At 72.3% G+C, this 24,003-nt stretch carries 21 protein-coding genes and 1 riboswitch; of the genes, 5 read left to right on the forward strand and 16 right to left on the reverse strand.

All coding sequences use genetic code 11. The features are described from left to right. Nucleotides 1-51 precede the first annotated feature (51 nt). Nucleotides 52-111: riboswitch (cobalamin riboswitch) on the forward strand. 121 nt (nt 112-232) lie between these two features. The 4 genes from MM438_RS10975 (at nt 233) to MM438_RS10990 (ending at nt 7,915) form a co-directional block, all read left to right on the forward strand. Next, nucleotides 233-1,552, forward strand: a complete 1,320-nt coding sequence (locus tag MM438_RS10975; protein WP_241452527.1) for a threonine/serine exporter family protein — start codon at nt 233-235, stop codon at nt 1,550-1,552. A gap of 92 nt (nt 1,553-1,644) precedes the next feature. Then, a complete protein-coding gene (locus MM438_RS10980) occupies nt 1,645-5,031 on the forward strand; it encodes a pyruvate carboxylase (protein ID WP_241452528.1) in 3,387 nt (1,128 codons plus the stop codon). 20 nt (nt 5,032-5,051) lie between these two features. Next, on the forward strand, nt 5,052-6,308 hold the full coding sequence (gene pepT, locus MM438_RS10985; RefSeq protein WP_241452529.1) for a peptidase T: 1,257 nt from the start codon (nt 5,052-5,054) through the stop codon (nt 6,306-6,308). Nucleotides 6,309-6,700: 392 nt separating this feature from the next. Next, the gene (locus MM438_RS10990) at nt 6,701-7,915 is read left to right on the forward strand and encodes an IS110 family RNA-guided transposase (RefSeq protein WP_241451276.1); all 1,215 of its coding nucleotides are present in this window, start codon (nt 6,701-6,703) and stop codon (nt 7,913-7,915) included. 58 nt (nt 7,916-7,973) lie between these two features. On the opposite strand, the gene MM438_RS10995 is transcribed toward MM438_RS10990, so the two are convergent. The 12 genes from MM438_RS10995 to MM438_RS11055 all read right to left on the reverse strand — a co-directional run bounded on the left by MM438_RS10995 (nt 7,974) and on the right by MM438_RS11055 (nt 21,462). Beyond that, complete coding sequence (locus MM438_RS10995) at nt 7,974-9,227, reverse strand: DUF2207 domain-containing protein (protein ID WP_241452530.1); 1,254 nt, start codon at nt 9,225-9,227, stop codon at nt 7,974-7,976. Nucleotides 9,228-9,332: 105 nt separating this feature from the next. Then, nucleotides 9,333-11,393, reverse strand: a complete 2,061-nt coding sequence (locus MM438_RS11000; RefSeq protein WP_241452531.1) for a DUF2207 domain-containing protein — start codon at nt 11,391-11,393, stop codon at nt 9,333-9,335. Between the two features lie 78 nt (nt 11,394-11,471). Further along, nucleotides 11,472-11,951 carry an SsrA-binding protein SmpB gene (smpB, locus tag MM438_RS11005; protein ID WP_241452532.1) on the reverse strand — a complete coding sequence of 160 codons (480 nt, stop codon included), beginning with the start codon at nt 11,949-11,951 and terminating at the stop codon, nt 11,472-11,474. A gap of 61 nt (nt 11,952-12,012) precedes the next feature. After that, nucleotides 12,013-13,617 (reverse strand): peptidoglycan DD-metalloendopeptidase family protein, encoded by a 1,605-nt coding sequence (locus MM438_RS16365; protein WP_277627961.1) that lies wholly within the window; start codon nt 13,615-13,617, stop codon nt 12,013-12,015. Between the two features lie 196 nt (nt 13,618-13,813). Continuing rightward, on the reverse strand, nt 13,814-14,725 hold the full coding sequence (gene ftsX, locus MM438_RS11015; RefSeq protein ID WP_241452534.1) for a permease-like cell division protein FtsX: 912 nt from the start codon (nt 14,723-14,725) through the stop codon (nt 13,814-13,816). Then, nucleotides 14,722-15,567, reverse strand: a complete 846-nt coding sequence (locus MM438_RS11020) for a cell division ATP-binding protein FtsE (protein WP_241452536.1) — start codon at nt 15,565-15,567, stop codon at nt 14,722-14,724. Before MM438_RS11020 ends, ftsX begins: the two co-directional genes overlap by 4 nt. Nucleotides 15,568-15,734: 167 nt before the next feature. After that, nucleotides 15,735-16,019 carry a hypothetical protein gene (locus MM438_RS11025; protein WP_241452538.1) on the reverse strand — a complete coding sequence of 95 codons (285 nt, stop codon included), beginning with the start codon at nt 16,017-16,019 and terminating at the stop codon, nt 15,735-15,737. 139 nt (nt 16,020-16,158) lie between these two features. Then, entirely contained in the window at nt 16,159-17,274 is a 1,116-nt protein-coding gene (gene prfB, locus MM438_RS11030; protein ID WP_241452540.1) for a peptide chain release factor 2, read from the reverse strand. 34 nt (nt 17,275-17,308) lie between these two features. After that, nucleotides 17,309-17,905, reverse strand: a complete 597-nt coding sequence (locus tag MM438_RS11035) for a hypothetical protein (RefSeq protein ID WP_241452541.1) — start codon at nt 17,903-17,905, stop codon at nt 17,309-17,311. Between the two features lie 106 nt (nt 17,906-18,011). Next, a complete protein-coding gene (locus tag MM438_RS16370; protein WP_277627962.1) occupies nt 18,012-19,121 on the reverse strand; it encodes a C1 family peptidase in 1,110 nt (369 codons plus the stop codon). A 388-nt stretch (nt 19,122-19,509) separates the two neighbouring features. Further along, complete coding sequence (locus MM438_RS11050) at nt 19,510-20,895, reverse strand: GntP family permease (protein ID WP_241452542.1); 1,386 nt, start codon at nt 20,893-20,895, stop codon at nt 19,510-19,512. Between the two features lie 15 nt (nt 20,896-20,910). Next, entirely contained in the window at nt 20,911-21,462 is a 552-nt protein-coding gene (locus tag MM438_RS11055; protein WP_241452543.1) for a gluconokinase, read from the reverse strand. A gap of 152 nt (nt 21,463-21,614) precedes the next feature. Between MM438_RS11055 and MM438_RS11060 the strand changes: the two genes are divergently transcribed. Beyond that, the gene (locus tag MM438_RS11060) at nt 21,615-22,394 is read left to right on the forward strand and encodes a FadR/GntR family transcriptional regulator (protein WP_241452544.1); all 780 of its coding nucleotides are present in this window, start codon (nt 21,615-21,617) and stop codon (nt 22,392-22,394) included. A 49-nt stretch (nt 22,395-22,443) separates the two neighbouring features. On the opposite strand, the gene MM438_RS11065 is transcribed toward MM438_RS11060, so the two are convergent. The 4 genes from MM438_RS11065 to MM438_RS11080 are packed head-to-tail and all read right to left on the reverse strand — an operon-like array spanning nt 22,444 to nt 23,996. After that, nucleotides 22,444-22,905, reverse strand: coding sequence for a pilus assembly protein TadG-related protein (locus MM438_RS11065; protein ID WP_241452545.1), 462 nt, complete (start codon nt 22,903-22,905; stop codon nt 22,444-22,446). Beyond that, nucleotides 22,902-23,372, reverse strand: a complete 471-nt coding sequence (locus MM438_RS11070; protein ID WP_241452546.1) for a pilus assembly protein — start codon at nt 23,370-23,372, stop codon at nt 22,902-22,904. The genes MM438_RS11065 and MM438_RS11070 overlap by 4 nt, the downstream gene beginning before the upstream one ends. Continuing rightward, entirely contained in the window at nt 23,369-23,758 is a 390-nt protein-coding gene (locus tag MM438_RS11075; RefSeq protein WP_338155545.1) for a TadE family protein, read from the reverse strand. The genes MM438_RS11070 and MM438_RS11075 overlap by 4 nt, the downstream gene beginning before the upstream one ends. Before the next feature lies 1 nt (nt 23,759). Further along, nucleotides 23,760-23,996, reverse strand: a complete 237-nt coding sequence (locus MM438_RS11080; RefSeq protein WP_241452547.1) for a hypothetical protein — start codon at nt 23,994-23,996, stop codon at nt 23,760-23,762. Between the last annotated feature and the right edge of the window lie 7 nt (nt 23,997-24,003).

The following is a 24,003-nucleotide window of genomic DNA, read 5'->3' on the forward strand; positions in this document are numbered from 1 at the left end:
GTGCCATGATGGACGCGCCAGGGTCCCCCTGGCCGGTCGTGTCCCAGCGAAGCCGGTGTGATCCCGGCGCTGTCCCGCAACGGTGATGCCCCCTCCGGGGGACGAGCCCGGTCGCCTGCCACGACTGCCGTGCCAGCCCCGGCCGAGGGCAGGACGCGATGAGTGCCGGGGCCACCCCCGGCCTTGCGCCGATCCTCCCGCGCCGTTGCCCCGGGAGGTGTCGATGAGACCGATGGGCGAGCCCCATGACGTGATCTCGGCGGATCCGCAGGTCGGCCGCACCCGGCTGGGCGACGACGTGCGCGTGATCCTGCGCCTCGGCGGACACCTGGCAGCCGCGGGCACCGGCTCCTACCGGGTGCGGCAGGCCATGCGCACGGTCGCCGCCGCCCGTTCCATCGATGCCCTGGACGCGACCGTGACCATGACCTCCATCGCGGTCACCGCTCGCCGGGGCGAGGAGTTCCGGACGATAGTGCGCGAGGTCGCCGGCCCCCACGTCGATGCGGGGCGCATCGCCCGTCTGGAGGGCCTGGCGGCCACGGTCCGCAGCGACGAGGCGGCGTCGTCCATCGACGCCCGCCTCTCGCGGGTGCTGGAGGTCCCGGGGCGCTGGGGACCTGCCACCAGAGCCTTCGCCGCCGGTGTGGGATGCGCAGCCTTCGCCCTGTCGTCCGGGTTGGGGATCGCGGACGCCCTGGCCGTCTGCCTGGCTGCAGGCCTGGGCCAGCGGGCCCGCACGGAACTCGTCGGACGACACCTCGCGGACCTCGCCGCCGTCGCCGCAGCAGCGCTGGTCTCCTGCCTGACCCATGTCCTGCTGGCGAGCCTGGTCGGCCTGCTGCACCAGCCTGCGCCGGTCCACCAGGCAGGACAGGTCGCAGCTCTGCTCTACCTGGTGCCCGGGTTCCCGCTCTACACGGCCCTCCTGGACCTGGCCCACCTGGACGTGATGGCGGCCCAGGGCCGGCTGGTCCACGTCACGAGCGTCCTCGGAGTCTCCGGTGGCGTCGCCTGGTCGGTCTCCTCGCTCACGGGCGCCTCGGCCATGCTCCCCGCCCCGTCGGGCGGGTCGCCCCTGAGCCTGCCCGTCGCCGCGGTCGTAGGCGTGGTGGCCGTCGGGGCCTTCGCCGTCCTCTTCAACTCCCACCTGCGGATGGTGGTCCTCGCCGCCCTGGTCGGCGGCGGTGCCAACCTGGTGCGGATCTGCCTCGCCCGCCTCGGCCAGCCTCCGCAGAACGCCTGCCTCGCCGCCGGGCTCGTGCTCGGTCTCCTGGCGGCCGGATGCGCCGCCTGGGCCCAGCTGCCCCGCATCACCGTCTCGGTGCCGGCAGCCGTGGTGATGCTGCCCGGCACGACGATGCACCAGGCGCTCCACCATCTGAACGCCGGGTCCATGCCGGACTTCCTCGCCGAGACCTGCTCGGCGATGCTCCTCGTCGCCGCCGTCAGCTCCGGGCTGGCCCTGGCCCGCATCCTGACCGATCCCGGTTGGGCCTACGACCCGCGTCGTGGTGCCCTCGGCGAGCTCCCCGGCAGGACCACACCGTGACCACCCCCACGATCGAGCACGTGATCTGCGTCAGGATCGGGGCACACCGCGCTAGCCTCCTCCCTCCCACCTCGAACCCTCGAAGGAGAACCATGTTCCGCAAGGTCCTGGTCGCCAACCGCGGCGAGATCGCCGTCCGCGCCTTCCGCGCCGCCACCGAGCTCGGTGCCACCACCGTCGCGGTGTTCCCCTACGAGGACCGCAACGCGGAGTACCGGCTCAAGGCCGACGAGTCCTACCAGATCGGCGAGCAGGGCCACCCGGTCCGCGCCTACCTCGACGTGGCGGGGATGGTCCACGCCGCCCAGGAGGCGGGGGCCGACGCGATCTACCCCGGCTACGGCTTCCTCTCGGAGAACCCCGACCTCGCCCAGCGGTGCGAGGAGGAGGGCATCACCTTCGTGGGGCCGCCGCACACCGTGCTGGAGCTGACCGGCAACAAGGCCCGTGCCATCCAGGCCGCCCAGGAGGCGGGCCTGCCCACCCTCAAGGACTCCGAGCCGAGCGCGGACGTCGACGAGCTGCTGCGCGCCGCGGAGGGATTCACCTATCCGCTCTTCGTCAAGGCGGTCTCCGGCGGCGGCGGACGCGGGATGCGACGGGTCGCCGAGCCCGCGCTGCTGCGCGCCGCGATCGAGGAGGCGCAGCGCGAGGCCGCGAGCGCCTTCGGCGACGACCGCATGTACCTCGAGGAGGCCGTGGTCGACCCGCGGCACATCGAGGTGCAGGTCCTGGCCGACGGCACCGGCGAGGTCGTCCACCTCTTCGAGCGGGACTGCTCGGTGCAGCGCCGCCACCAGAAGGTCGTCGAGATCGCCCCGGCGCCTGACCTGGACCCGGCGCTGCGGGAGCGGATGTGCGCCGACGCGGTGCGCTTCGCCCGGCACATCGGCTACGTCAACGCCGGCACCGTGGAGTTCCTGCTCGGCCCGGACGGGCGGCACGTCTTCATCGAGATGAACCCGCGCATCCAGGTCGAGCACACCGTGACCGAGGAGGTCACCGACGTCGACCTGGTGAGCGCCCAGCTGCGCATCGCCGCGGGCGAGACCCTGGCCGACCTGGGCCTGACGCAGGACGCGATCCGGCTGCGCGGTGCCGCGCTGCAGTGCCGGATCACCACCGAGGACCCGGCCAACGGCTTCCGCCCCGACACCGGCCGGATCATGGTCTACCGCTCCCCCGGCGGCGCGGGCGTGCGCCTGGACGGCGGCACGGTCTTCGACGGCGCCGAGGTGGGTGCTCACTTCGACTCGATGCTCGTCAAGCTCACCTGCCGCGGGCGAGACTTCGCGACGGCGGTGCGCCGGACCCAACGAGCGTTGCAGGAGTTCCGGATCCGCGGGATCTCCACCAACATCGCCTTCCTCGAGCAGCTCGTCGGCGACCCGCAGTTCATCGCCGGGCACGTGACCACGAGCTTCATCGACGAGCGGCCCGAGCTGCTGCAGGGGCGCATCCCCGCCGACCGCGGCACCAAGCTGCTCACCTACCTCGCCGAGGTCACCGTCAACCAGCCCCACGGCCCGCAGCGCACCCAGCGCTCGGCCCGGGACAAGCTGCCCGTCCTGGACCCGCAGGTATGGCGCCAGGCCCCGCCCGCGGGCTCCCGCCAGAGGCTCCTGGACCTCGGCCCGGCGGGCTGGGCCCGGGCACTGCGCGAGCAGACCCGGGTGGCCGTCACCGACACGACCTTCCGTGACGCCCACCAGTCCCTGCTCGCCACCCGGGTGCGGACCCGCGACATGCTGCACGTCGCGCCCTACGTCGCCCGCATGCTCCCCGGCCTGCTCTCGGTCGAGGCCTGGGGCGGCGCGACCTACGACGTAGCGCTGCGCTTCCTGCACGAGGACCCCTGGGAGCGGCTGGCGCTGCTGCACGAGGCCCTGCCCAACCTCCCGATCCAGATGCTCCTGCGGGGGCGCAACACGGTCGGGTATACGCCCTACCCCCTGGCCGTCACCGAGGCCTTCGTGGCCGAGGCCGCCCGCACCGGCGTCGACCTCTTCCGGGTCTTCGACGCGCTCAACGACGTGTCGCAGATGCGGCCCGCGATCGAGGCGGTGCTCGCGACCGACCACGCCGTCGCCGAGGCGGCGCTGTGCTACACGGGCAACATGCTCGACCCCGGCGAGCGGACGTACACGCTGGACTACTACCTGCGGCTCGCCGAGCAGCTCGTCGACGCGGGCGCCCACGTGCTCGCGATCAAGGACATGGCCGGTCTGCTGCGCGCCCCCGCGGCCGCGCGCCTGGTCACCGAGCTGCGCCGGTCCTTCGACCTGCCGGTGCACCTGCACACCCACGACACCGCGGGCGGCCAGCTCGCGACGCTGCTCGCCGCGATCGGCGCCGGCGTCGACGCGGTCGACGTCGCCAGCGCCGCCATGTCCGGGACCACCTCCCAGGTCTCCATGTCCGCCCTGGTCGCCGCCACCGACGGCACCGAGCGGGCCACCGGCCTGGACCTCGACGCGGTCTGCGACCTGGAGCCCTACTGGGAGGCCATCCGCCGGCTCTACGCCCCCTTCGAGTCCGGGCTGCCCGGTCCCACCGGGCGCGTCTACCACCACGAGATCCCCGGCGGCCAGCTGTCCAACCTGCGCCAGCAGGCGATCGCGCTCGGGCTGGGCGACCGCTTCGAGGAGATCGAGGACATGTATGCCGCGGCCAACCGGATCCTCGGCAACATCGTCAAGGTGACCCCCTCGTCCAAGGTCGTGGGTGACCTGGCGCTGGCGCTGGTGGGCGCCGGCGCAGATCCTGCTGCGTTCGAGCAGGACCCGCAGCGCTTCGACATCCCCGACTCGGTGATCGGCTTCCTCGCCGGTGACCTCGGCACCCCGCCCGCCGGCTGGCCCGAGCCCTTCCGGACCAAGGCGCTGGCGGGCCGGCATGCCCGCCCGGTCGTCACCGAGCTCTCCGCGGACGACGAGCAGGCGCTGCGGACCGAGCCGCGGCGCACCCTGAACCGGCTGCTGTTCCCCGGGCCGACCGCGGACCTGGAGCGGGCGCTGGAGACCTACTCCGACCTGTCCGTGCTCAGCACCCGCGAGTTCCTGCACGGCATGGCGGTCGGCGAGGAGCACGAGGTCCCGCTGGAGCGGGGCAAGACGCTGCTCCTGGGGCTGACCGCCATCGGCGAGCCCGACGCCCGCGGCATGCGCAACGTCCTGTGCACCATCAACGGCCAGCTGCGCACCATCTCGGTCCGCGACGAGTCGGTGACCTCGGCGGTGGCCACCGCCGAGCGGGCCGACGCGGGCGTCCCGGGCCAGGTGGCGGCGCCCTTCGCCGGGGTGGTGACGCTCGCGGTCGCGGTCGGGGACGAGGTCACGGCGGGCACCCAGGTCGCCACCATCGAGGCCATGAAGATGGAGGCCGCGATCACCACCCCCGTGGCTGGAACGATCCAGCGCGTGGCCATCGGTCCGACGCAAGCCGTCGAGGGAGGCGACCTCCTCGTCGTGGTGGCCTGACCTCGTGGTGCAATGACCGCGTGGACACGCACGGGATCCAGGACGCCCTCGTCGAGCGCTTTCTTCGCTACTCCGCCGTCACCAGCCAGGGCGACGCCGCCGCGGTAGTCGTGCCGTCGACGCCCGGGCAGCGCGAGCTGGCCGAGCTCCTGCGCGACGAGCTGGTGGCGATGGGCGCCGCGGACGTCCACCTGTCCGACACCGCGGTCCTGACCGCCCGGATCCCCTCGACCCTGCCCGACGGCCACCCGCCGGTGCCCGCCGTGGGCTTCTGCGCCCACCTGGACACCGTCGACGTCGACCTCTGCCCCGAGGTGCACGCACGCGTCGTCGAGCACGACGGCGGCGACGTGTGCCTAGACCGGCGGTGGGACCGCTGGATCCGCGTCGCCGAGCACCCCGAGCTGGCGCGGTATGCCGGCGACCGGCTCCTCGTCACCGACGGCACCAGCGTCCTGGGCGCCGACGACAAGGCCGCCATCAGCGTGCTCATGGAGGCCGCGGCGGGGCTGCTGGACGCGGGCGCCGACGAGGTGCACGGCGACGTCCACCTGGCCTTCGTCCCCGACGAGGAGATCGGGCTGCGCGGCGTGCGCACCCTCGACCTCGACCGCTTCCCGGTGCGTCACGCCTGGACCATCGACTGCTGCGAGCTCGGCGAGCTGGTGACCGAGACCTTCAACGCGGCGACCGCGACGATCCGCGTCGAGGGGGTCACCGCCCACCCGATGGCCGCGAAGGGGGTGCTGGTCAACCCGATCCTGGTCGCCACCGACGTGATCGACCGGCTCGACCGCGCCCAGACCCCTGAGCGCACCGAGGGGCGGGAGGGCTACCTGTGGGTCGACGGGATCACCGGCGGCCAGGCCGAGGCGGTCCTCACCGTGAGCATCCGCGACCACGACCGGGCGCGGTTCGCCGCCCGCAAGACCGAGCTGCGCGACGCCGTCGAGGCCGTGCGCGCGATGCACCCGCGGGCCGTGATCGAGCTGGCCGTCGAGGACGTCTACGGCAACATCGCCGACTCCCTGGCCCCGGACGACCCGGCGGTGGCGCACCTGCTGCGGGCGATGGGCGGCCTCGGGATCGAGCCGCTCCCCCTCCCGATGCGCGGCGGGACCGACGGGTCCTGGCTGTCCCGGCAGGGCATCCCGACGCCGAACTTCTTCACCGGCGCGCACAACTTCCACAGCACGGCGGAGTTCCTGCCGCTGTCGTCGTTCGAGCGCAGCCATGCCCTGGTCCGCCAGCTCGTGCGGGTCACCGCCGGGGCCTGAGCGGCCGCGTCGCCCCGGCATACCGCCCGCCGGACGGGGCGTCCCTCGTCCGTCTGGCCTGGGCGCCCCGCCTCCCGCTCTGCACCCGTCTCGCGTCGCGGCGTCCGGCTCCGGCCGGAGGCCGCGACGAACGCACCGGACCGGCGAGCCCGCCCACGTTACCTTGCTGGTGGCCCCGCGGTGCGGGGTCACGGTCGCCGGGCCCGGCATGACTTACCACCCCTGTCTCTTCCATGATCCGGGGGGGGTGTTGTCACCGGGCCTGGTGGCGTCGGTCTGACCGCTGATAGGGACACGGCCCAAGATGAGGTCTCTTCGTAACGTGGGTGCCGGCAGCTGACGCTTCACCACAGCCTGGCGACCGGTCCTGCGATGCAAGGATGGTCACCGTCATGAGCGAGGACATCGGCTACGACATCTGGTGCGGGCTGGACGTTGGCAAGCAAGACCACCACGCCTGCGCCCTGGACTGCGCGGGCAACAAGGTCTTCGACAAGGCCCTACCCCAGGACCAGGCACGGCTGGAAGAACTCTTCACGACCTTGACCGCCCGGGGTCGGGTCCTGGTGATCGTTGACCAGCCCAACACCATCGGCGCCCTGCCGATCGCAGTGGCCCGCTCGATGGGGATCGCGGTCGCGTACCTGCCTGGGCTGGCGATGCGCCGCATCGCCGACCTGCACCCGGGCAACGCCAAGACCGACGCCCGCGATGCGTTCATCATCGCCGACGCTGCCCGCACCATGCCCCACACCCTGCGCCGCGTGGACGTCGGCGAAGAGGCCCTGGCCGAGCTGAAGGTCCTGGTCGGCTTCGACGACGACCTCGCCGCCGAAGCCACCCGCCTCAGCAACCGGATCCGTGGCCTGCTCACCCAGTTCCACCCCGCCCTCGAACGAGTCCTCGGACCCAAGATCGCCACCAAGGCCGGCCTGGCCGTCCTGGAACACCTCGGCGGCCCGCAAGGCATCACCCGCGCCGGGCGCGCACGCCTGGCACGCGTCATCACCAAGGCCAACCCCCGTGGCGCGGGCGAGCTCACCGACGCGATCATGGCGGCCCTGTCCGAGCAGACCGTGGTCGTGGCCGGCACCACCGCCGGTGAGCAGGTCCTGCCACACCTGGCCGCGACGCTGCGCACAACCCTGGCCCAACGAGCCGATCTGGCCACCCAGGTCGAGAAAGTCCTCGATGCCCACCCTCTTGCCGAGGTCCTGACCTCGATGCCCGGCGTCGGAGTCAGGACAGCAGCCCGGATCCTGCTCGACGTCGGTGACAGCTCGGCCTTCCCCACCGCCGGACACCTCGCCGCGTACGCCGGCCTGGCCCCCGTCACGCGACGCTCCGGCACCAGCATCCGCAGGGAGCACCCCTCCAGGTCAGGCAACAAGCACCTCAAGAGAGCCTTGTTCCTATCCGCGTTTGCGGCCCTGCGCTTCGACCCCGTCAGCCGCGCCTACTACGACCGCAAACGCGCCCAAGGCAAGAAGCACAACGCCGCACTCATCTGCCTCGCCCGACGACGCTGCGACGTCCTGCACGCCATGCTCCGCAACCACGAGACCTACCGCGCCCCAGCGCCCGCACCCACGCCCCTCACCGCTTGACGAAGAACATAGGGACACCCCCCGCCCCCCGGCCCGGGGGGCGGGGGGCGGGCCGACCTCACAGGTCGCAGCCGTCCAGGTCGCAACCGTCCAGACCGTCCACGAGGTCCGCCGACGACGCCACGAAGTCGCCCACCCCCGAGGCCAGCTCGCCCAGCCCGTTGGACAGCGTCTCGACCAGGTCGCCGTCGACGAGGTCACCGAGCCCCGCACCCACGTCGACCAGCCCCGGCCCGTCGAAGGCGTCGACCACGCGGACCACGTCAATCCCCAGGTGGGCGACGTCCGCGAGCAGGTCGACGCCCTGGATCCAGTCCAGGTCGAAGGCCACGTCGGCGACCCCGGCCAGGTGGGCCCGGGCCGCGACCTCGCCGAAGATCCGCGACCACCGGTCGGCGCAGCCGAAGACGATGGCATAGGGCAGGTAGCGGCTGAAGACGTCGCGCGCCTCCTCGAAGCGGATCTGGTCGGCCTCGGCGGTCGTGAGGTACTCCCGGAAGCCCAGCGTCTGCACCCGCACCGCGGTGCCCTCGGCCGTGCGCGGGGTCCGCCCCCGCCCGCCCCGCACCAGCAGCAGCCCCGAGACCAGCAGGCCGAGACCCGGCAGCAGCTCGAGCGGCCCGTAGCGCCGGTGGGTGACCAGGTCGACCGCGAGCAGCCCCAGCAGCGCCAGACCGGCGAGCAGGATCGGCCAGCCGAGACAGCCGAGCCGCCGGTTGCGCAGCTGCGGGTGGTCGACGTACCACCCGTGGTCCACCACCTCGCGGTAGAGCCCGATCTGGGCCTTGCGCAAGGTCATCCCGAAGCTCCCCCGCAGCGCCGAGAGCCGCACCCGGTCACCGCCGGCGAAGAGCTCGCCCAGCAGCTCGGCCTCGAAGGGCCGCAGCCCGTCGCGCACCTCCCGGTGCCGCTCCAGCTCCCAGTCGACGGCGCGCGAGGGCCCGTCGGGATCCTCGGCCCGGGTCGAGCCGTCCCCGGGCACCGCGGTGAGCGTGAGGTGGCCCCGCACCGCGAGGTCGATGATGGTCGCGCTGAGGTCGACCTGGTCGGCGCGTCCGTCGACGACCGTGCCCGCGATCCCGGGGGTCACCCCGTCCGGGGGCGTGAACCGCACCGCCACCGTCCCGGTCCACTCCCCCGTGCCTCCCAGACGACGGGTGCGTATGCCGGTGCCCGGTGCGGGCCTCTCCCCGGGCGTCACCCCGACGTACATCTCGTCGCGGCGTCGCCGCCGGAACCACCACAGCACCCCCGCCACCAGCAGCACCGGCAGCACGCCGAGCACCACGAAACCCAGATCCGTCCTCGCCATCGTGTCCCCCTGGACCTTCCCCCGGTGGGTCGGACCGCCCGGCGCACGGCGCCCGGGCGGCCCGACCCATGTCGATCTCCACGCGTCCCCCGACGCGTCCTGTCGTCAGCTCTTCTCGTCGGCTCGCCCGGTCGGCGCCCGGCGGCCGGTCACCTCACCAGGAGTCGCCGCCGCCCCCGCCGAAGCCGTCGCCGGAGAAGCCGCCGAAGTCCCCGAACCCGCCGTCGCCGAACCCGCTGCCGCCCGAGGAGCCCGGCGTCGACTGAACGCGCCGGCCGCCGTCGTGGAGAACGAGTCCACGGCGTTGCCGAAGTCGGAGAAGTCCCCGAAGCCCCCGCCGTACCACACGTAGAAGGTCGGCATGCCCACGTCGTAGCCCTGGGCCTGGGCCATCTCCGCGACCTGGGCGAAGACCTTGGCCCACCGGTCCGCCACGCCGAAGACCACGGCGTAGGGCAGGTAGCGGCTGAAGATGTCCAGCGCCTCGTCGAACGTGATCTGCTCGGCCTCGGCGGTCAGGAGGTACTCCCGGAACCCGCGGGCCTGGTAGAGCACCGCGGACCCGTCGGCGGTCCGCGCGGGCATCCGCTTGGCGAGGGCCCGCACGATGAACGGCACCGCGAACAGCCCGGCGCCCGCGAGCAGCAGCGACGGCACGGGCAGCTCGATGCCGGCGATCTGGTCGGACTCCAGCGCGCCCACGAAGGACCCGCTGCCGAAGAAGAACCAGCCGCCGAGGAGCAGGAAGGGCAGCCAGGTCAGGCAGCCGAAGGCATTGCGCACCTGCTCCGGCGAGCTGCGGAACCAGCCGCGCTGCACGGTCTCGGCATACATCTCCTGCTTGGCCGCGGCCAGCGTCGGGGCGAAGCGGTTCTTGAGCTCGGACATCATCACCGGCGTGCCGTAGGTGAAGATCCCGTCCAGGATCGTCCGCTCGTAGCGCAGCAGCCCACGGTCACCCGGCTTGGGCGTGCCGAGGTACTCCAGCTTCCAGTCGTTGGTCTGGAAGACGCCGCCGTCCTGGGTCTGCTCGATCCGCAGGTAGCCCCGGACCGCGAGGTCGATGACGGTGGCGGACACGTCGATGGTGTCGGCCGACTCGTCGTAGATCGTCCCGATGAGGCCCGGCGTCGCGTCGTCCGGCGGGGTGAACCGCACGGCCACCGGCAGGGCCTTGCCGCCGCGGGTGGTCTCGACCTGCTGACCGGGGGCCGGCAGGGTGTCCGGCGCGAGCCCGACGTACCGCTCGTCCCGGCCGCGGCGCCACACCAGCGCCCCCATGCCGAGCGCGGCCAGCAGCGGCGCCCCGAGCCCCACGCCGAGCTGGCCGAGGGTGCGGGCCTTGGCCTCGGACGGCGACATGGCCACGCGGCCGTCGGAGGTCTCCGGGCCGCCCTGCTCGATCTGCTTGCTGACATCGGTGAAGGCCGAGCGTGGGAACATCGCGCCGACGGTCATGGCGTCGCGCGGTGCCAGGCCCGTGGCGGAGAACCTCGCGGGGGTGCCGTTCGTGGCCGTCGCGCAGACCTTCTTGGTGCCCACGGGGCCATAGGTGCACCCGACCTTGAGCGGCGCCGCCGGACCGGTCACCGTGACGTCGACCTGGTCGATCGGCCGCTGCCACTGGCTGCCCAGGACGTTGGGGTAGAACTCGACCCCGGCCTTCTGCTCGTTGACGACGTGGTCCAGGTGATAGCTGATGACGTAGTGCTTGGTGCCGCTGACGGTCTGGCTGGCGCTGCCGACCCGGATGACGGTGTTGTTGCCGAGGGTGCTGACCGAGGCGTCGGCGGGCGCGTCGGGGCTGGTCACCTTGATGTCGCGGATCTCGTAGACCCGGTGCTCCGTGCTGTCCGCGCTGCCACCCTTGGGGTCATAGCCCTCGACGGTGGGGACATAGCGGGTGAACCCGTGCCGGCCCTGGTCGTTGAACTGGTACTGGTAGGACTCCGTCACGTCGACGCCGCCCTGGGCGTCCACGCGGTAGTCCACGGCGAGGTGGAGGACCCGGTCGGTGCCCTCGGCCCGAGCGGCGATGGCCGACGCGGTCACGGCCGACGCGGGCACCGCCCCCATGAGCAGCAGCCACAGGGACACCACCGTGGCGGCCAGGGCCGCCGGCAGCCGCCCGGTCCCACCCGGTCGAGCGGTCGTGGTCAGGCTCATGGAGGTCCCCCTGCTCGTCGGCTGCACAGCCCTACGACGGCGAATCTAACCGACCGGCTCCCTGCAACCGGCCACCGATCAGCCGCGCGCCCGCCTGAACGCGTCGGACACCGCCCGGGCGGCCTCCCGGCCGTCCTGACGCTCGCGCAGCGTCTGCCGCTTGTCGTAGAGCTTCTTGCCCTTGGCGAGGGCGATCTCGACCTTGGCCCGGCCGTCCTTGAAATACAGCTCCAGCGGCACGATGGTGTGCCCGCTCTCCTGCGACTTGGCGAAGATGGTCAGCAGCTCGTCGCGGTGGAGCAGCAGCTTGCGCCGGCGGCGGGCGGCGTGGTTGGTCCAGGTGCCCTGGGAGTACTCCGGGATGTGCACGCCCTCGAGGTAGAGCTCCCCGGCATACTCCTGGGCGAAGCCGTCGACCAGGCTGGCCCGCCCCTGCCGCAGCGACTTGACCTCGGTGCCGGACAGCACGAGGCCCGCCTCCCACGTGTCGAGGATGTGGTAGTCGTGGCGCGCCTTCTTGTTGCGCGCGATCACCTTCGTGCCCTGCTCCTTGGCCATAGCGGTCCAGTCTAGGGCCGCCGGGCGGTGGGATTCGAGCGAGTATGCCGGGAGGACGACCTCACAACCACAGCATGGGGTTCTGGAAGACCCCGTCGACGATGGTCTCGAAGTGCAGGTGGCAGCCGGTGGAGTAGCCCGTCGTGCCGGAGTAGCCGAGGAGCTGCCCGCGCCGCACGCGCCCGCCGTGGACCGTGATGCTCGTCAGGTGGTTGTAGGTGGTGACCAGGTCGCGACCGCGCAGGATGCCGTTGTCCAGGACGACGCGGTTGCCGTAGGCCCGGTTGAACCCCGCGCTGACGATCTGCCCGTCCGCCGCGGCGTAGACCGGCGCTCCGCAGCCGGTGCCGAAGTCGGTGCCGGTGTGCAGCTTGACGTACTTCAGGACCGGGTGGAAGCGCATGCCGAAGGGCGAGGTGATCGGCCCTGCGGCCGGCATGGAGAGGACGGCACCGCCTCGGCGCGGGGTGGCGGGGCGCGGGACCGCGCGCGGGCGGGGCGCGGCCGTGACGGCCGGCTGCTCGGGAGCACGCTGCCTGGGGGCCCGCGGCGTGGCGGACGGCTTGGCCTTCACCTTCGCCCTGGTCCGGGGAGCCGGGCTGCCGGTCACCGTAGGAGTCTCCTTCGCCGCCTCGGCGGCGGACCCGTGCTTCCCCTTCGCGGCTGCCCCCTCGGTGTCTGCGTCGGCCGCATCCTTCGCCGAGTCCTTCGCGGTCTGCTTGGCCGACTCCCGCGCAGCCTCTCGGGCCGCGGCGGCCTTGGCCGCGGCCCGGTCCGCCGCCTCGTCGCGGGCCTGCTGCACGGCGGCCGCTGCGGCTGCCTCCTTGCGCCGGCGGGTGCGGTCGGCGAGCTCGTCGGTCAGCGCCCGCGCCTGCGCGTCGAGGTCGGCGACCCGGGCCTCCTCCTCCGACCTGCGCGACTCGATCGTGGCCTTGGCCCGGGTGGTCTGGGCGACGAGCTGCTCGACGCGGGCACGGGCGGTGGCCGCCTGGGCCTGGGCCTGGGCGGTCGTGCGGACCCGCTGCTCGGACTGCTTCTTGAGGCGGGCGACCTCGTCCTGGGCGGCGCCGAGGCGAGCCTGCTTGGCGGTCTCCTCGGCGCGGGCGGTCGCCAGGTCACGCGCGTCCCGGGCCTGCACGCTGCCCACGGCCTCCAGGCCCTGGTAGCGCGTGTAGAGCTCGTCAGGGGTCTGCGCCTGCACGAGGACGCTCAGCGGGTCGAGCTCCCCGGAGCCGCCGGCCTGCATCTCGGCGGCCACCTGCCCGAGCCGTCCGGTGACCGTGGCCAGGGCCGTGCGGGTGGCGGCCAGCTCCGCGGTGGCCTGCTGCTCCTGGACCGTCGCCTCCGCCAGCCGGTCGGCCAGCTCGCGGTCGGTGCGCCGTGCCTCCTGCCAGACCCGGGTGGCCGCGGTCTCCTGCGCCTGGGCGCGCGGCAGCTGACCCTGGGCCTGGACCAGGGCGTCGTACGCCGTGGCCAGCTCGGCCGTGGTGATCTCCAGCTGCCCCTGCGCCCCCTGCAGGGACTCCTGCACCTGGGCCTGGCGGCCGCGCAGCTGCTCGTCCGTCCCCGACTCCTGGGCCCAGGCCGGCGTCGGCAGTCCCAGGGCGAGGGCGCAGCAGAGCGCCAGCGAGCCTCGCAGGGTCGTGCCGGGCGTGAGTGCGCGCATGAGAGATCCTGTGGTCGGGGACACGGTCGGCGGGATGCCTCAGCAGCCCAGCACTCTCCGTTGGTACCACCCGTCACATCAGTCACACCACCGGTGACGAACAACTTCGTTCCGTTGTGACGCATTAGTCACCCGTTCGCCATCTGCGGTAGCCCGAATGGCCCTGCCCCACGCCAGGGTTCAGAAACCGGACGAATCAGACGCGCAGGTGCCGTCGCAGCGCCGACCAGGAGGTCACCAGGGCCACCAGGACCGCCACCAGCACCAGCCACGGAGCCACCCGCCACAGGTCTCCCGGACCCACCAGGGCGACCCCGCCGAAGACCACCGACTGGCCCGCCTGACGCGAGGAGAGCCACCCCAGCAGCCCGGCGAGCAGGCCGATGGCCAGGGCCGCCCCGGACAGCGCGGCCACGACGGTCTCGATCACGAAGGGCGCCCGGATCGTCATCGATCCGGCCCCCACCAGACGCATGATCCCCGTCTCGCGTCGGCGGGTGTATGCCGAGCTGCGGACCGTGGTCGCCACCAGGAGCACGGCGCAGAGCAGCATCACCGCGGCCAGGGACATCGTGGCCAGGGTCAGGCTCGACAGCAGGTCGATCAGCGGCTCCACGACCTTGCGCTGGTCCTCGACCTTCTCCACGCCGGGCGAGCCCTGGAAGGTGCTGGTGAGCTGCGGGTACTCCTGCGGGTCGGTGAGCCTGATCCGGTAGGACGCCTTGAGCTGCTCGGGCCTGGTGCCCGCGACGATCGGGTTGTCCCGGAACTGCTGCTGGAAGTTCTGGTAGGCCTCCTGCTGGCTCTCGTAGTGCCAGGACTGCACCACGGGCATGGCCTTCAGCTGCCGCTCGACCGCTGCCCGGTCGGCCGCGGTCGCCGCCCCCCGCGAGCAGGCCGCCTCCCCGGAGGTCGCGTTGCACAGGACGACGGAGACCTGGATCTTGTCGTACCAGTAGCCCTTCATGGTCTGGACCTGGTGATAGCTGAGCATCCCGATGCCGAGGAAGAGCAGGCTCACCATGGTCACCAGGGCCACCGAGACGGCCATCGACAGGTTGCGGCGCAGCCCGGTCATCGCCTCGCGCAGGATGAAACCCGCCCTCATCGGTCCTCCCCCGTCTCGACACGGGTCGCGCCCGCGAGATCCTCCGCGGTCCTGCCGACGGCGCGTCCGTCGCCGTCACGACCGGCGTCGCCCGTCGGCACGGCGGCCCGATCCCCCCATGCGTCGCGGGGCCCGGCGGCGGCCCGCAGCGCGGCCTGACGCTGAAGCGCGTAGGCGCCCACCGCGTCGTCGCGCACCAGTCGGCCGTCGTGCAGCTCGATCACCCGCTTGCCCATGGCGTCCACGATCTCGTCGTCGTGGGTCGCCATCACCACCGTGGTGCCGCGCCGGTTGATCTCGTCCAGCAACGTGACGATGTCGAGGCTGGTCGCCGGGTCCAGGTTGCCCGTCGGCTCGTCGCACAGCAGCACCGTCGGCCCGACGGCGATGGCCCGGGCGATGGCCACGCGCTGCTGCTCCCCGCCGGACAGCTCGTGCGGGTAGCGGTCGCCCAGGCCCGCCAGTCCCACGAGCTCGAGCGTCTCGTCCACGTGCCGCCTCAGGTGCCGGGTGCGCCCGACGACCTGCAGGGCGAAGCCGACGTTCTCCGCCGTGGTCTTGCCCGGCAGCAGCCGGAAGTCCTGGAAGACGCTGCCGATCTCGCGCCTCAGCCGCGGCACCTCGCGACGCGGCAGCCGCTCCAGCTCCCGGCCGGCGACGGTGACCCGACCTGCGGTGGCGGTCTCCTCGCACACGACGAGCCGGAGCAAGGTCGACTTCCCCGAGCCCGACGACCCGACGACGAAGACGAACTGACCGCGCTCGATGGTGGTGGTCACGTCGTCCAGGGCCGGGCGGGAGGCGCGGGGGTAGACCATCGAGACGTGGTCGAACCTGATCATCTGCGCGCGCCTCACCCTCGTGCTTGGAACGCGAGGGTGAAGGCCCCCGCCGGGGCCGAGCCTAGGCGTCCGCGGGCGGCGCGGGCGGGACCTGGCGGCGATGTCGTGATCGCAAAGCGATAATCAGATGTTGCGCGCGGTGATAGATCCAGGTGGGAGTCGTGTCGTCATACCCGCTCGTGCTGGGCGAGGAAGGTCTCCACGTCCACCACGGCGGTCTTGAGGTCGACGTGCTCGGCCTTGCGGTGCGCCCGGACCGCCGCGACCTTGTGCCCGGCGAGGGCCAGTCGGGCCGCCTCCTCGCCGAGCACCTCACGCTCCTGCGGGAGGTGGTGCGGGTCGATCCCGGTGAAGCGTGCCAGCAGGCGGACCTGCTCCTCCAGGAGCTCCACGCGCCGGCGCAGCAGCAGGACCTGTCGGTCGGCGCGGGTGTCGCCCCAGAGCAATGCCATGGACAAAGACTAGGTCACAGCGTGATCACGGAAGGGTGAACACCCAGAACCGCGCATCGGGATGCGACCGAACGGAGCAGACCCCTCACCCGGTGCATCCAGGCGGGGGGTCTGCGTCACAGGAGGTATGCCGGACGGGTCAGTCCTTGGCGTTGGCCTGGTTGCGCCGCCACCGGACCCCGGCCTCGAGAAAGCCGTCGATGTCGCCGTCGAGGACCGCCGAGGTGTTGCCGACCTCGTACTCCGTCCGCAGGTCCTTGACCATCTGGTAGGGGTGCAGCACGTAGGACCGCATCTGGTCCCCCCAGCTCGCCTTGACGTCGCCCGCGAGCTCCTTCTTCTTGGCGTCCTCCTCCTGCTTCTTGACCAGCAGCAGGCGTGACTGCAGGACGCGCAGGGCGGCGGCGCGGTTCTGGATCTGGGACTTCTCGTTCTGCATCGACACCACGATCCCGGTCGGGATGTGCGTCATGCGCACCGCGGAGTCCGTCGTGTTGACGCTCTGGCCGCCGGGCCCCGACGAGCGGAAGACGTCGATCTTGAGCTCGTTCTCCGGGATCTCGATCGTGTCGGTGGTCTCGATGAGCGGGATGACCTCGACGGCGGCAAAGCTCGTCTGACGGCGACCCTGGTTGTCGAAGGGGCTGATGCGCACCAGTCGGTGCGTGCCGGCCTCGACGGAGAGGTTGCCGAAGGCATAGGGCACGTTGACCTCGAAGGTCGCGGACTTCAGGCCCGCCTCCTCGGCGTACGAGGTGTCCATGACCTTGGTGGGGTAGTCGTGCCGCTCCGCCCAGCGCAGGTACATCCGCATGAGCATCTCGGCGAAGTCGGCGGCGTCCACGCCACCGGCGCCGGCGCGGATGGTGACGACCGCCTCGCGCTCGTCGTACTCCCCCGACAGCAGGGTGCGCACCTCGAGCTCACCGACGGCCGTGCGGATCGACGCCAGCTCGACCTCGGCCTCGCGCATCGTCTCGGCGTCGCCGCCCTCCTCGGTGCCCATCTCGACGAGGACCTCGAGGTCGTCGATCCGGCTGTCCATCCCTACGACCCGGTCCCGCTCGGAGTTGGCGCGGGAGAGCGCCGAGGTGACCTTCTGCGCCTCGTCCGGGTTGTCCCACAGGTCGGGGGCGCTGGCCTTGGCCTCCAGGTCCTTGATCTGCTCGGCGAGCGCGTCGAGGTTGGTCACCTGGCGCACCGAGTCCATCGTCGCGCGCAGGGTCTTGATCTCTTCGGGGAAGTCGACAGCCACGAGGAGACAGCCTACCGGCCCGGCGCAAGCCGACTCAGCGGCACGTGGGGATCTGACCGTCGTGGTGGAAGGCGTGGAGGTAACGGCCCTCGACGTAGTACTCGCCCTCCGCGGCGTCCTGCAGGGACTGGATGCGGAACCATCCGTCCGGGCCGGTGGTGGAGCGGCAGTAGGCGTAGACGAGCCGGTGCCGCAGCGCCGTCCCCTCCTCCGCCACGACCGGGGCGTCGGGCGCAGGCCGGGAGCGCACGGGCAGACCCGCCTCCGGCGCGTCCAGCACCACGAAGGGCCAGGGAGCCTCGCCCGGAGGGGCCGCGGTGGCCCCGGACAGGCCCTTGAGCATGGTGGCGAGCTCGCTCTCGGAGAGCTTCTTGGGGTTGCTGAGGAAGCAGTTGGCCGGTCCCATGCAGTGCGCCTCGGGGCCGAACAGCCGCCCGCTGATCTTGGGCGAGGGACGGGCGGACGGCTCGGCGGTGCCGCTGGCCGGCGCGCTGCCCGTGCCGGTGGCCGGTCCCGTGCTCGCCGGCGACGAGCCCGACGACGACGGCGTGGAGCCCCCACCGCCCGAGCAGGCGGCCAGGGCTGCGACGAGGGGGATCAGGACGGACAGACGGATCGACGAACGGTTCACGCGTGCTCCTCCGGTCGGGTACGACGATCGGGTCCCCCGCCTGGCGGGGGACCCGATCCGGTCACCCTGGACGCCGATGACGCCCGGGGTCAGTCAGTGCTGGTCGTCACTTCTTCTTGGCGCCGAACCAGTCGTCCCACCAGTCGCCGCCGTCCTCCGGGTCGTCAGAGCCGTCGGTGGGCTCGTCCGTCGGCTCGTCCGTGGGGCCGTCCGTCGGCTCGTCGGTCGGGCCGTCGGTGGGCTCGTCCGTGGGGCCGTTGGTGGGCTCGTCGGTCGGCTGGTCGGTGGGCGAGTCGGTCGGGCCGTTGGTGGGCGCGGGGCCGGGGGCGCCGCCCTGGACACCGTCCATCGTGTGGGCCTCCATCAGGTCCCCGCCGAAGAGCGCGTCCCAGGACAGGGTGAAGAAGCCACGGTCGCCCCAGCTCGGGCCCCAGGAGTTCTGGATCTTCACGCCCTTGGAGTTGTACCCGATGATCGTGATCTCGTGGCCACCGATCGCGCGACCCGCGGGACGGTAGCTGTAGTTGGCCGCCGTCTGCGCGTCCATGTCGTTGAAGTTCTCGCGCAGCTGCATGCCGATCGGCACCGGGTGACCGGCGTTGATGGCAGCCTCGATCGCCGGACGGGCGGTGGCCGCGTCGGTGGAGATCTCCTTGTAGCCGCTCAGCTTGTACTTGGCGGCGTTCTGGCGCTCCTCCTGGGTCGGCTGGTTGACGTAGTCCTCCGGGCCGTGCTTGTAGTGCGACTGGGTGTCGATGCCCTGCTCCTGCTCCATGGGCAGCGCGACGCTGGCCGTGGTGCCACGGTCGTTGCCGCGGGAGATCTGGGAGTAGATGAACATCGGGGCCATGGGGCCACCGCTGATCTTCTGCTGGTTCATCAGGATGCCGTAGCCGGCGTAGCCGGTGGCCCAGGTCACGCAGGAGCCGATGTTCCCCTGGTTGCCCGGGGTGAGGGCGTACTGGCTCAGGTCACCCTCGCCGGCCTTGATCCCGGCAGGACGCAGCGCCTGCGCGGTGCCGAAGGCGCGCACGCCCTTGGCCAACTTGGCCTTGCGAGCCTTGGCAACGTTGAGGTCGAGGCCCATGCCGTGGGACGAGGCGGCGGCCTTGGCGGGCGCGGGGGCGGGGGTGGTGGCGGCGGAGGCGCTGGAGGCGGTGCCGAAGGTGGCGATGAGGGCGGCGCCGGACAGGGCGACCAGTCGGGAGGTACGCATGAAGGTCCTTACTTTGCGTGAGGTTCGCTCACCTAGGAGGACGCCAGAACAGGCCGACACACCAGGGTCGGCCCGTGGCGGTGAGCGGTGCGTGTCCGAATGTGCCTCTGGATGGGCGAACACACCAGACCCGGATGGCGATTCGGCGACAGAGTCAGCCATTCGGAGGTCGGGACCGTACTCATTGGTACGACCGGTGTCAGGCATCCTCACGCACGCGGGCCGCAGGACTACCGAGCGCGGCGGCGCCTCGAAGGGGCTCCGCGCTCGCCGTCATACCGCTCGCCGCCAGACCCCGGCGCCGGTGCCGTCGCGGGCATCTCCCCGAGCGCACGGCGCGGCGCCCGTCCCCGTGAGCCCACGGGGACGGGCGCCGGGGTGCCGGTCGTCAGATGACGACGGACAGCAGCAGGACGGTGAGCAGACCGGTGACGGAGATGATCGTCTCCATGATCGACCAGGTCTTGATGGTCTCGGAGACCTTGAGGCCGAAGTACTCCTTGACGAGCCAGAAGCCCGCGTCGTTGACGTGCGAGAAGAACACCGAGCCGGCGCCGATGGCGAGGACCAGCAGCGACATGTGGCTCTGGCTCATGCCCACGGTGAGCGGGGCGACGATGCCGGCGGTGGTGACCGTCGCGACGGTCGCCGAGCCGGTGGCCAGACGGATGAGCACGGCGACCAGCCAGGCCACGAGCAGCACCGAGATGCCGGAGCTGTTGACCCAGGTGGCGACCAGCTTGCCGACACCCGTGTCGATGAGGACCTGCTTGAAGCCGCCGCCGGCGGCGACGATGAGGATGATGCCGGCGATGCCGGGCAGGGAGGACTCGACCGACTTGGCGGTCTCCCGCATGCTCCAGCCGGCGCCGCGGCCGAAGGTGAACATCGCCACGAGCGCGGCGATCAGCAGCGCGATGAGCGGCGTGCCCAGGAAGTCCAGGGAGGCGCGCAGCGGGTCCTTCTTGCTGCCGATGAAGATGTCGGCGAGCGCCTTGCCCATCATCAGCACGACGGGCAGCAGGACGGTGGCCAGGGTGATGCCGAAGGCCGGGCGACGACTGGTGGTGGACTCACGCGTCTCGAACATCTCCGGCGCCGGGGCGTCGACCCAGCGGCCGGCGACGTTGCCGAAGATCGGGCCGGCGACGATCACGGTCACCACGGCCACGACGACGCCGAGGGCCAGGGTGAGACCGAGGTTGGCCTTGACGGCGTCGATGGCGGCCAGCGGTCCGGGGTGCGGCGGCACGAAGCCGTGCATGGCGGACAGTCCGGCGAGGGTCGGTATGCCGATGCGGACGATCGACTGGCCGGAGCGGCGGGACACGAGGTAGATCACCGGGATCAGCAGCACGAGGCCGATCTCGAAGAACATCGGCAGGCCGATGAGCGCACCGACGGCGGCCATGGCCCACGGCAGCGTCGCCGGGGTGGAGCGACCGACGATGGTGTCGACGATCTCGTCGGCGGCGCCCGAGTCCGCCATCAGCTTGCCGAAGATCGCACCGAGGGCGATCAGGGTGCCGACGCTCGCGGCCGTGGAGCCGAAGCCCTTGGTGAAGGACTCGACCGCCTTGTTCATGTCGAAGCCCGCGACGGCGGCCACGGTGAGCGACCCGAGGATCAGGCCGAGGAAGGGGTGGAAGCGGAACTTGGTGATCAGCAGGACGATCAGCGCCATACCGAGCAGCACGGCCGGGACGAGCCGTGCCGCCGGGATCGCGGCCGCCGCGTCGCCCGCCGCGAACAGCGAGTACAGGGTGGTGGTCATGGGTCTTTCCTTGGTTCAGCGGATGGGGAGGGCGGGATCGCCGGGGAGGGCCTGCTCCGGGAAGGAGCGGACGTAGGTGTCGACGATCTCGTCGACGCTGAGGGAGAAGTCGATCGCGACCCCGCGCTCGGTGCCCTCGAGGGGCTCGAGCGTGGCGTACTGCGAGTCGACCAGCGACGCGGGCATGAAGTGGCCCGGTCGTCCTGCCACGCGGGCGGTGACGACCTCGCGGTCGCCGGCCAGGTGGAGGAAGGTCAGGTCGGGCGCTCCGCCGCGCAGGATGTCGCGGTAGCGCACCTTGAGGGCCGAGCAGCCGAGGATGGCGCCGGTGCCGGCGTGCTCGCGCAGCCATCCGGCGAGGGTGAACAACCAGGGGGCGCGGTCGTCGTCGTCCAGGGGGATGCCGGCGGACATCTTGTCGATGTTGGCCTGCGGGTGGAAGTCGTCCGCATCCGCGAAGGGCACGCGCAGCCGCTGGGCCAGGGCCGCTCCCACCGTGGTCTTGCCGCAGCCGGTGACGCCCATGACGACCACCCGCGGCGGGTGGGGGCGGAGCTCGGAGCTCATCGTCGTGCCTCCAAGGTCGATGCACGCATCGTTGCGTGACGGGTTCGTTCAGGATGCGCTCAGTGAACGGACGTTTTCAACTAAACAGCCTGGATTCGTATGACTTAACACCCGGACGGCTCAACCTACGACGACTATGGCACGATCAGGGCATGACGCCTGGACTCAGCGCCACCGCCCTCACCGCCGGCGGGACGAGCGCCGGAGGCTCCCCGATCTCACGCACCGCCACCCGCCTGAGCCTGCACGACACCGTGGTGGCGCAGGTCGGCCGGGCCATCGTGTCCGGCGAGCACCCCCCGGGGACGGTGCTGCGCGCGGAGCAGATCGAGTCGGCCACCGGCGCCTCGCGCTCGGTCGTCCGCGAGGCCGCCCGGGTGCTGGAGGCCATGGGCCTGATCGCCACCCGTCGCCGGGTGGGCATCACCGTGCAGCCCCGGTCGGCGTGGCAGGTGTACGACCCCCGGGTCATCCGCTGGCGCCTGGACGGCACCGAGGCCGAGCGCAGCGAGCAGCTGCGCACGCTCAACCAGCTGCGCGCCGGTGTCGAGCCGCTCGCCGCCGGCCTGGCCGCCCAGCACGCGACGCCGGAGCAGGCTGCCACCCTCGTGGGGGCCGTCATGGAGATGGCGCGCTGGGCCAAGGCCCAGGACCTGGAGGCCTACCTGGACGCGGACGTGGTCTTCCACACCACCGTGCTGCAGGCGTCCGGCAACGAGATGCTGGCCGCCCTCGACCAGGTCGTCGCCGAGGTGCTGGCGGGACGCACCCATCACGACCTGATGCCGATCAACCCCAACCCGGACGCGATTCGGCTGCACGGCGACGTGGCCCAGGCGATCCAGTCCGGCGACGCGGCCGGGGCCACCCAGGCGATGCAGGGCATCATCGACGAGGCCACGCAGGCCGTCGCCGCCGTCGTCGGCTCCTGACCGCCCGTCCCTCGACCGCTCGCGGTGGGCCGAGGCACACCACCGGCCGTCAGCGGACCCTGGACCGGGCACGCGACTCCACGACGACGGTCATTCCCCCGCCGAAGGCCTCCACCACGCTGCCCACGACCGGCAGCCGGACGTGCCCCACCACCTGCACGACCGCCGTCCGGCCGTCCGGGCTGCCGGTAGCGCCGCCGAGCGACCAGCGGTCCACGTCGGCCGGTCGGCTCTGCGCGCCGAGGTGCTGCTGTGCCGTGGCCCCGACGCCAGCAGCGGTGATCGGGATCTCCCGGCCGAGGCCGCCGGCATACACCCGAGCCTCGTCGACCCGGTCGGCCGCGTCCAGGGCGGCCGCGTCCGCCACGTCCCACAGCTGGGTGCGTGCGAGCTGCACGGCGGTGACGTCGATGCCGACCACGATCAGCAGGGCCGCGACGAGGGTGAAGCCCAAGGACAGCAACGAGATCGAGCCGCGCTCGCCCTCGCGAGCAGGGAGGCCGGAGGTCATCGCGCCTCCCCGCGGAAGCGGTCGACGGTGTCGAGGTGCTCGCCGCGCACGGTGATCTCGGTGGGCACGACGGCGCGCACCAGGTCCGGGACGAGCGGCAGCGGCACCCGCAACGAGGTGGTGGCTCGCACCCGGGCGTCGGGCGACAGGCAGGGGTCGTCCAGGCAGGTGACCTGTACGTCGCCCGCGGCGAAGCCGTAGTCCCGGAAGATGATCCGCGCCGCGGTGGCGGCCCGCCCGTGCGCGACCGCCTCGTCCTGGGCCGCGGCGAAGATCCGGCCGGCGTCCCGGGCGGTGCCGGACACGGCATACGCCCCGGCCTGCAGCCGGGACAGGGTCATCACGAGATAGACGAGCGGCACGAGGAGCACGAGGGAGACGCCGACGAGCTCCAGGCTCGCCGAGCCCCGCTCGCTCTCCTGGCGCCGAGCATCCTGCCGGCGCAGCCGCTCCCGCACGACGGTCACGAGGTCTGCCCCTCGCGGTAGGCCCGCCCGGAGACGGTGAGCAGGCCGCCGGGGCCGAGGGTGCCGATGACGGGCAGCGGGGCGCGGACCGTGACCTGGACGACCTGGACCCCGTCCTCGCCGGCGAGGGTGGCCGAGACGTCCTGGGCATAGCCTGCGGAGGCGAACCCGGTGATCAGGGCGCGGGTCCGGGGCACGGCGGCAGCCGGGTCCACGTCGGCGCGGGCGCCGTACCGAGCGCCCTCGACGGCGCTCTGGACCAGCGAGTTGCGGACGTGGAGCGCGAGCGCCACCTGCAGCACGCCGACGACGAGCGCCATGAGCAGCACCGTGACCATGGTGAACTCCGCGACGGCCGAGCCGCGCTCGGCCTCACGGGTGGGCACCTCAGCCGCCGATCGTCTGCATGGCCTTCTGGAACAGGCCGGTGAGGGCGGGCTTGGCCACGAGCGCCAGGGCCGCCACCAGCCCGGCGGTCATCAGGGTGATCATCACCCAGCCAGGCACGTCGCCGCGCTCGAGGTCGTCGCCGGCCGCGTGCTCGCGCAGTCGCACGCCGAGGACGTGCAGGGTCGCCGCGGTGCGGGTGGCCACGGTCTGGGTGAGGTGGTCGAGGTGGGTCATGCTGTCC

It is taken from the genome of Arsenicicoccus dermatophilus, from assembly GCF_022568795.1.
In the GTDB taxonomy this organism is placed as follows: domain Bacteria; phylum Actinomycetota; class Actinomycetes; order Actinomycetales; family Dermatophilaceae; genus Arsenicicoccus; species Arsenicicoccus dermatophilus.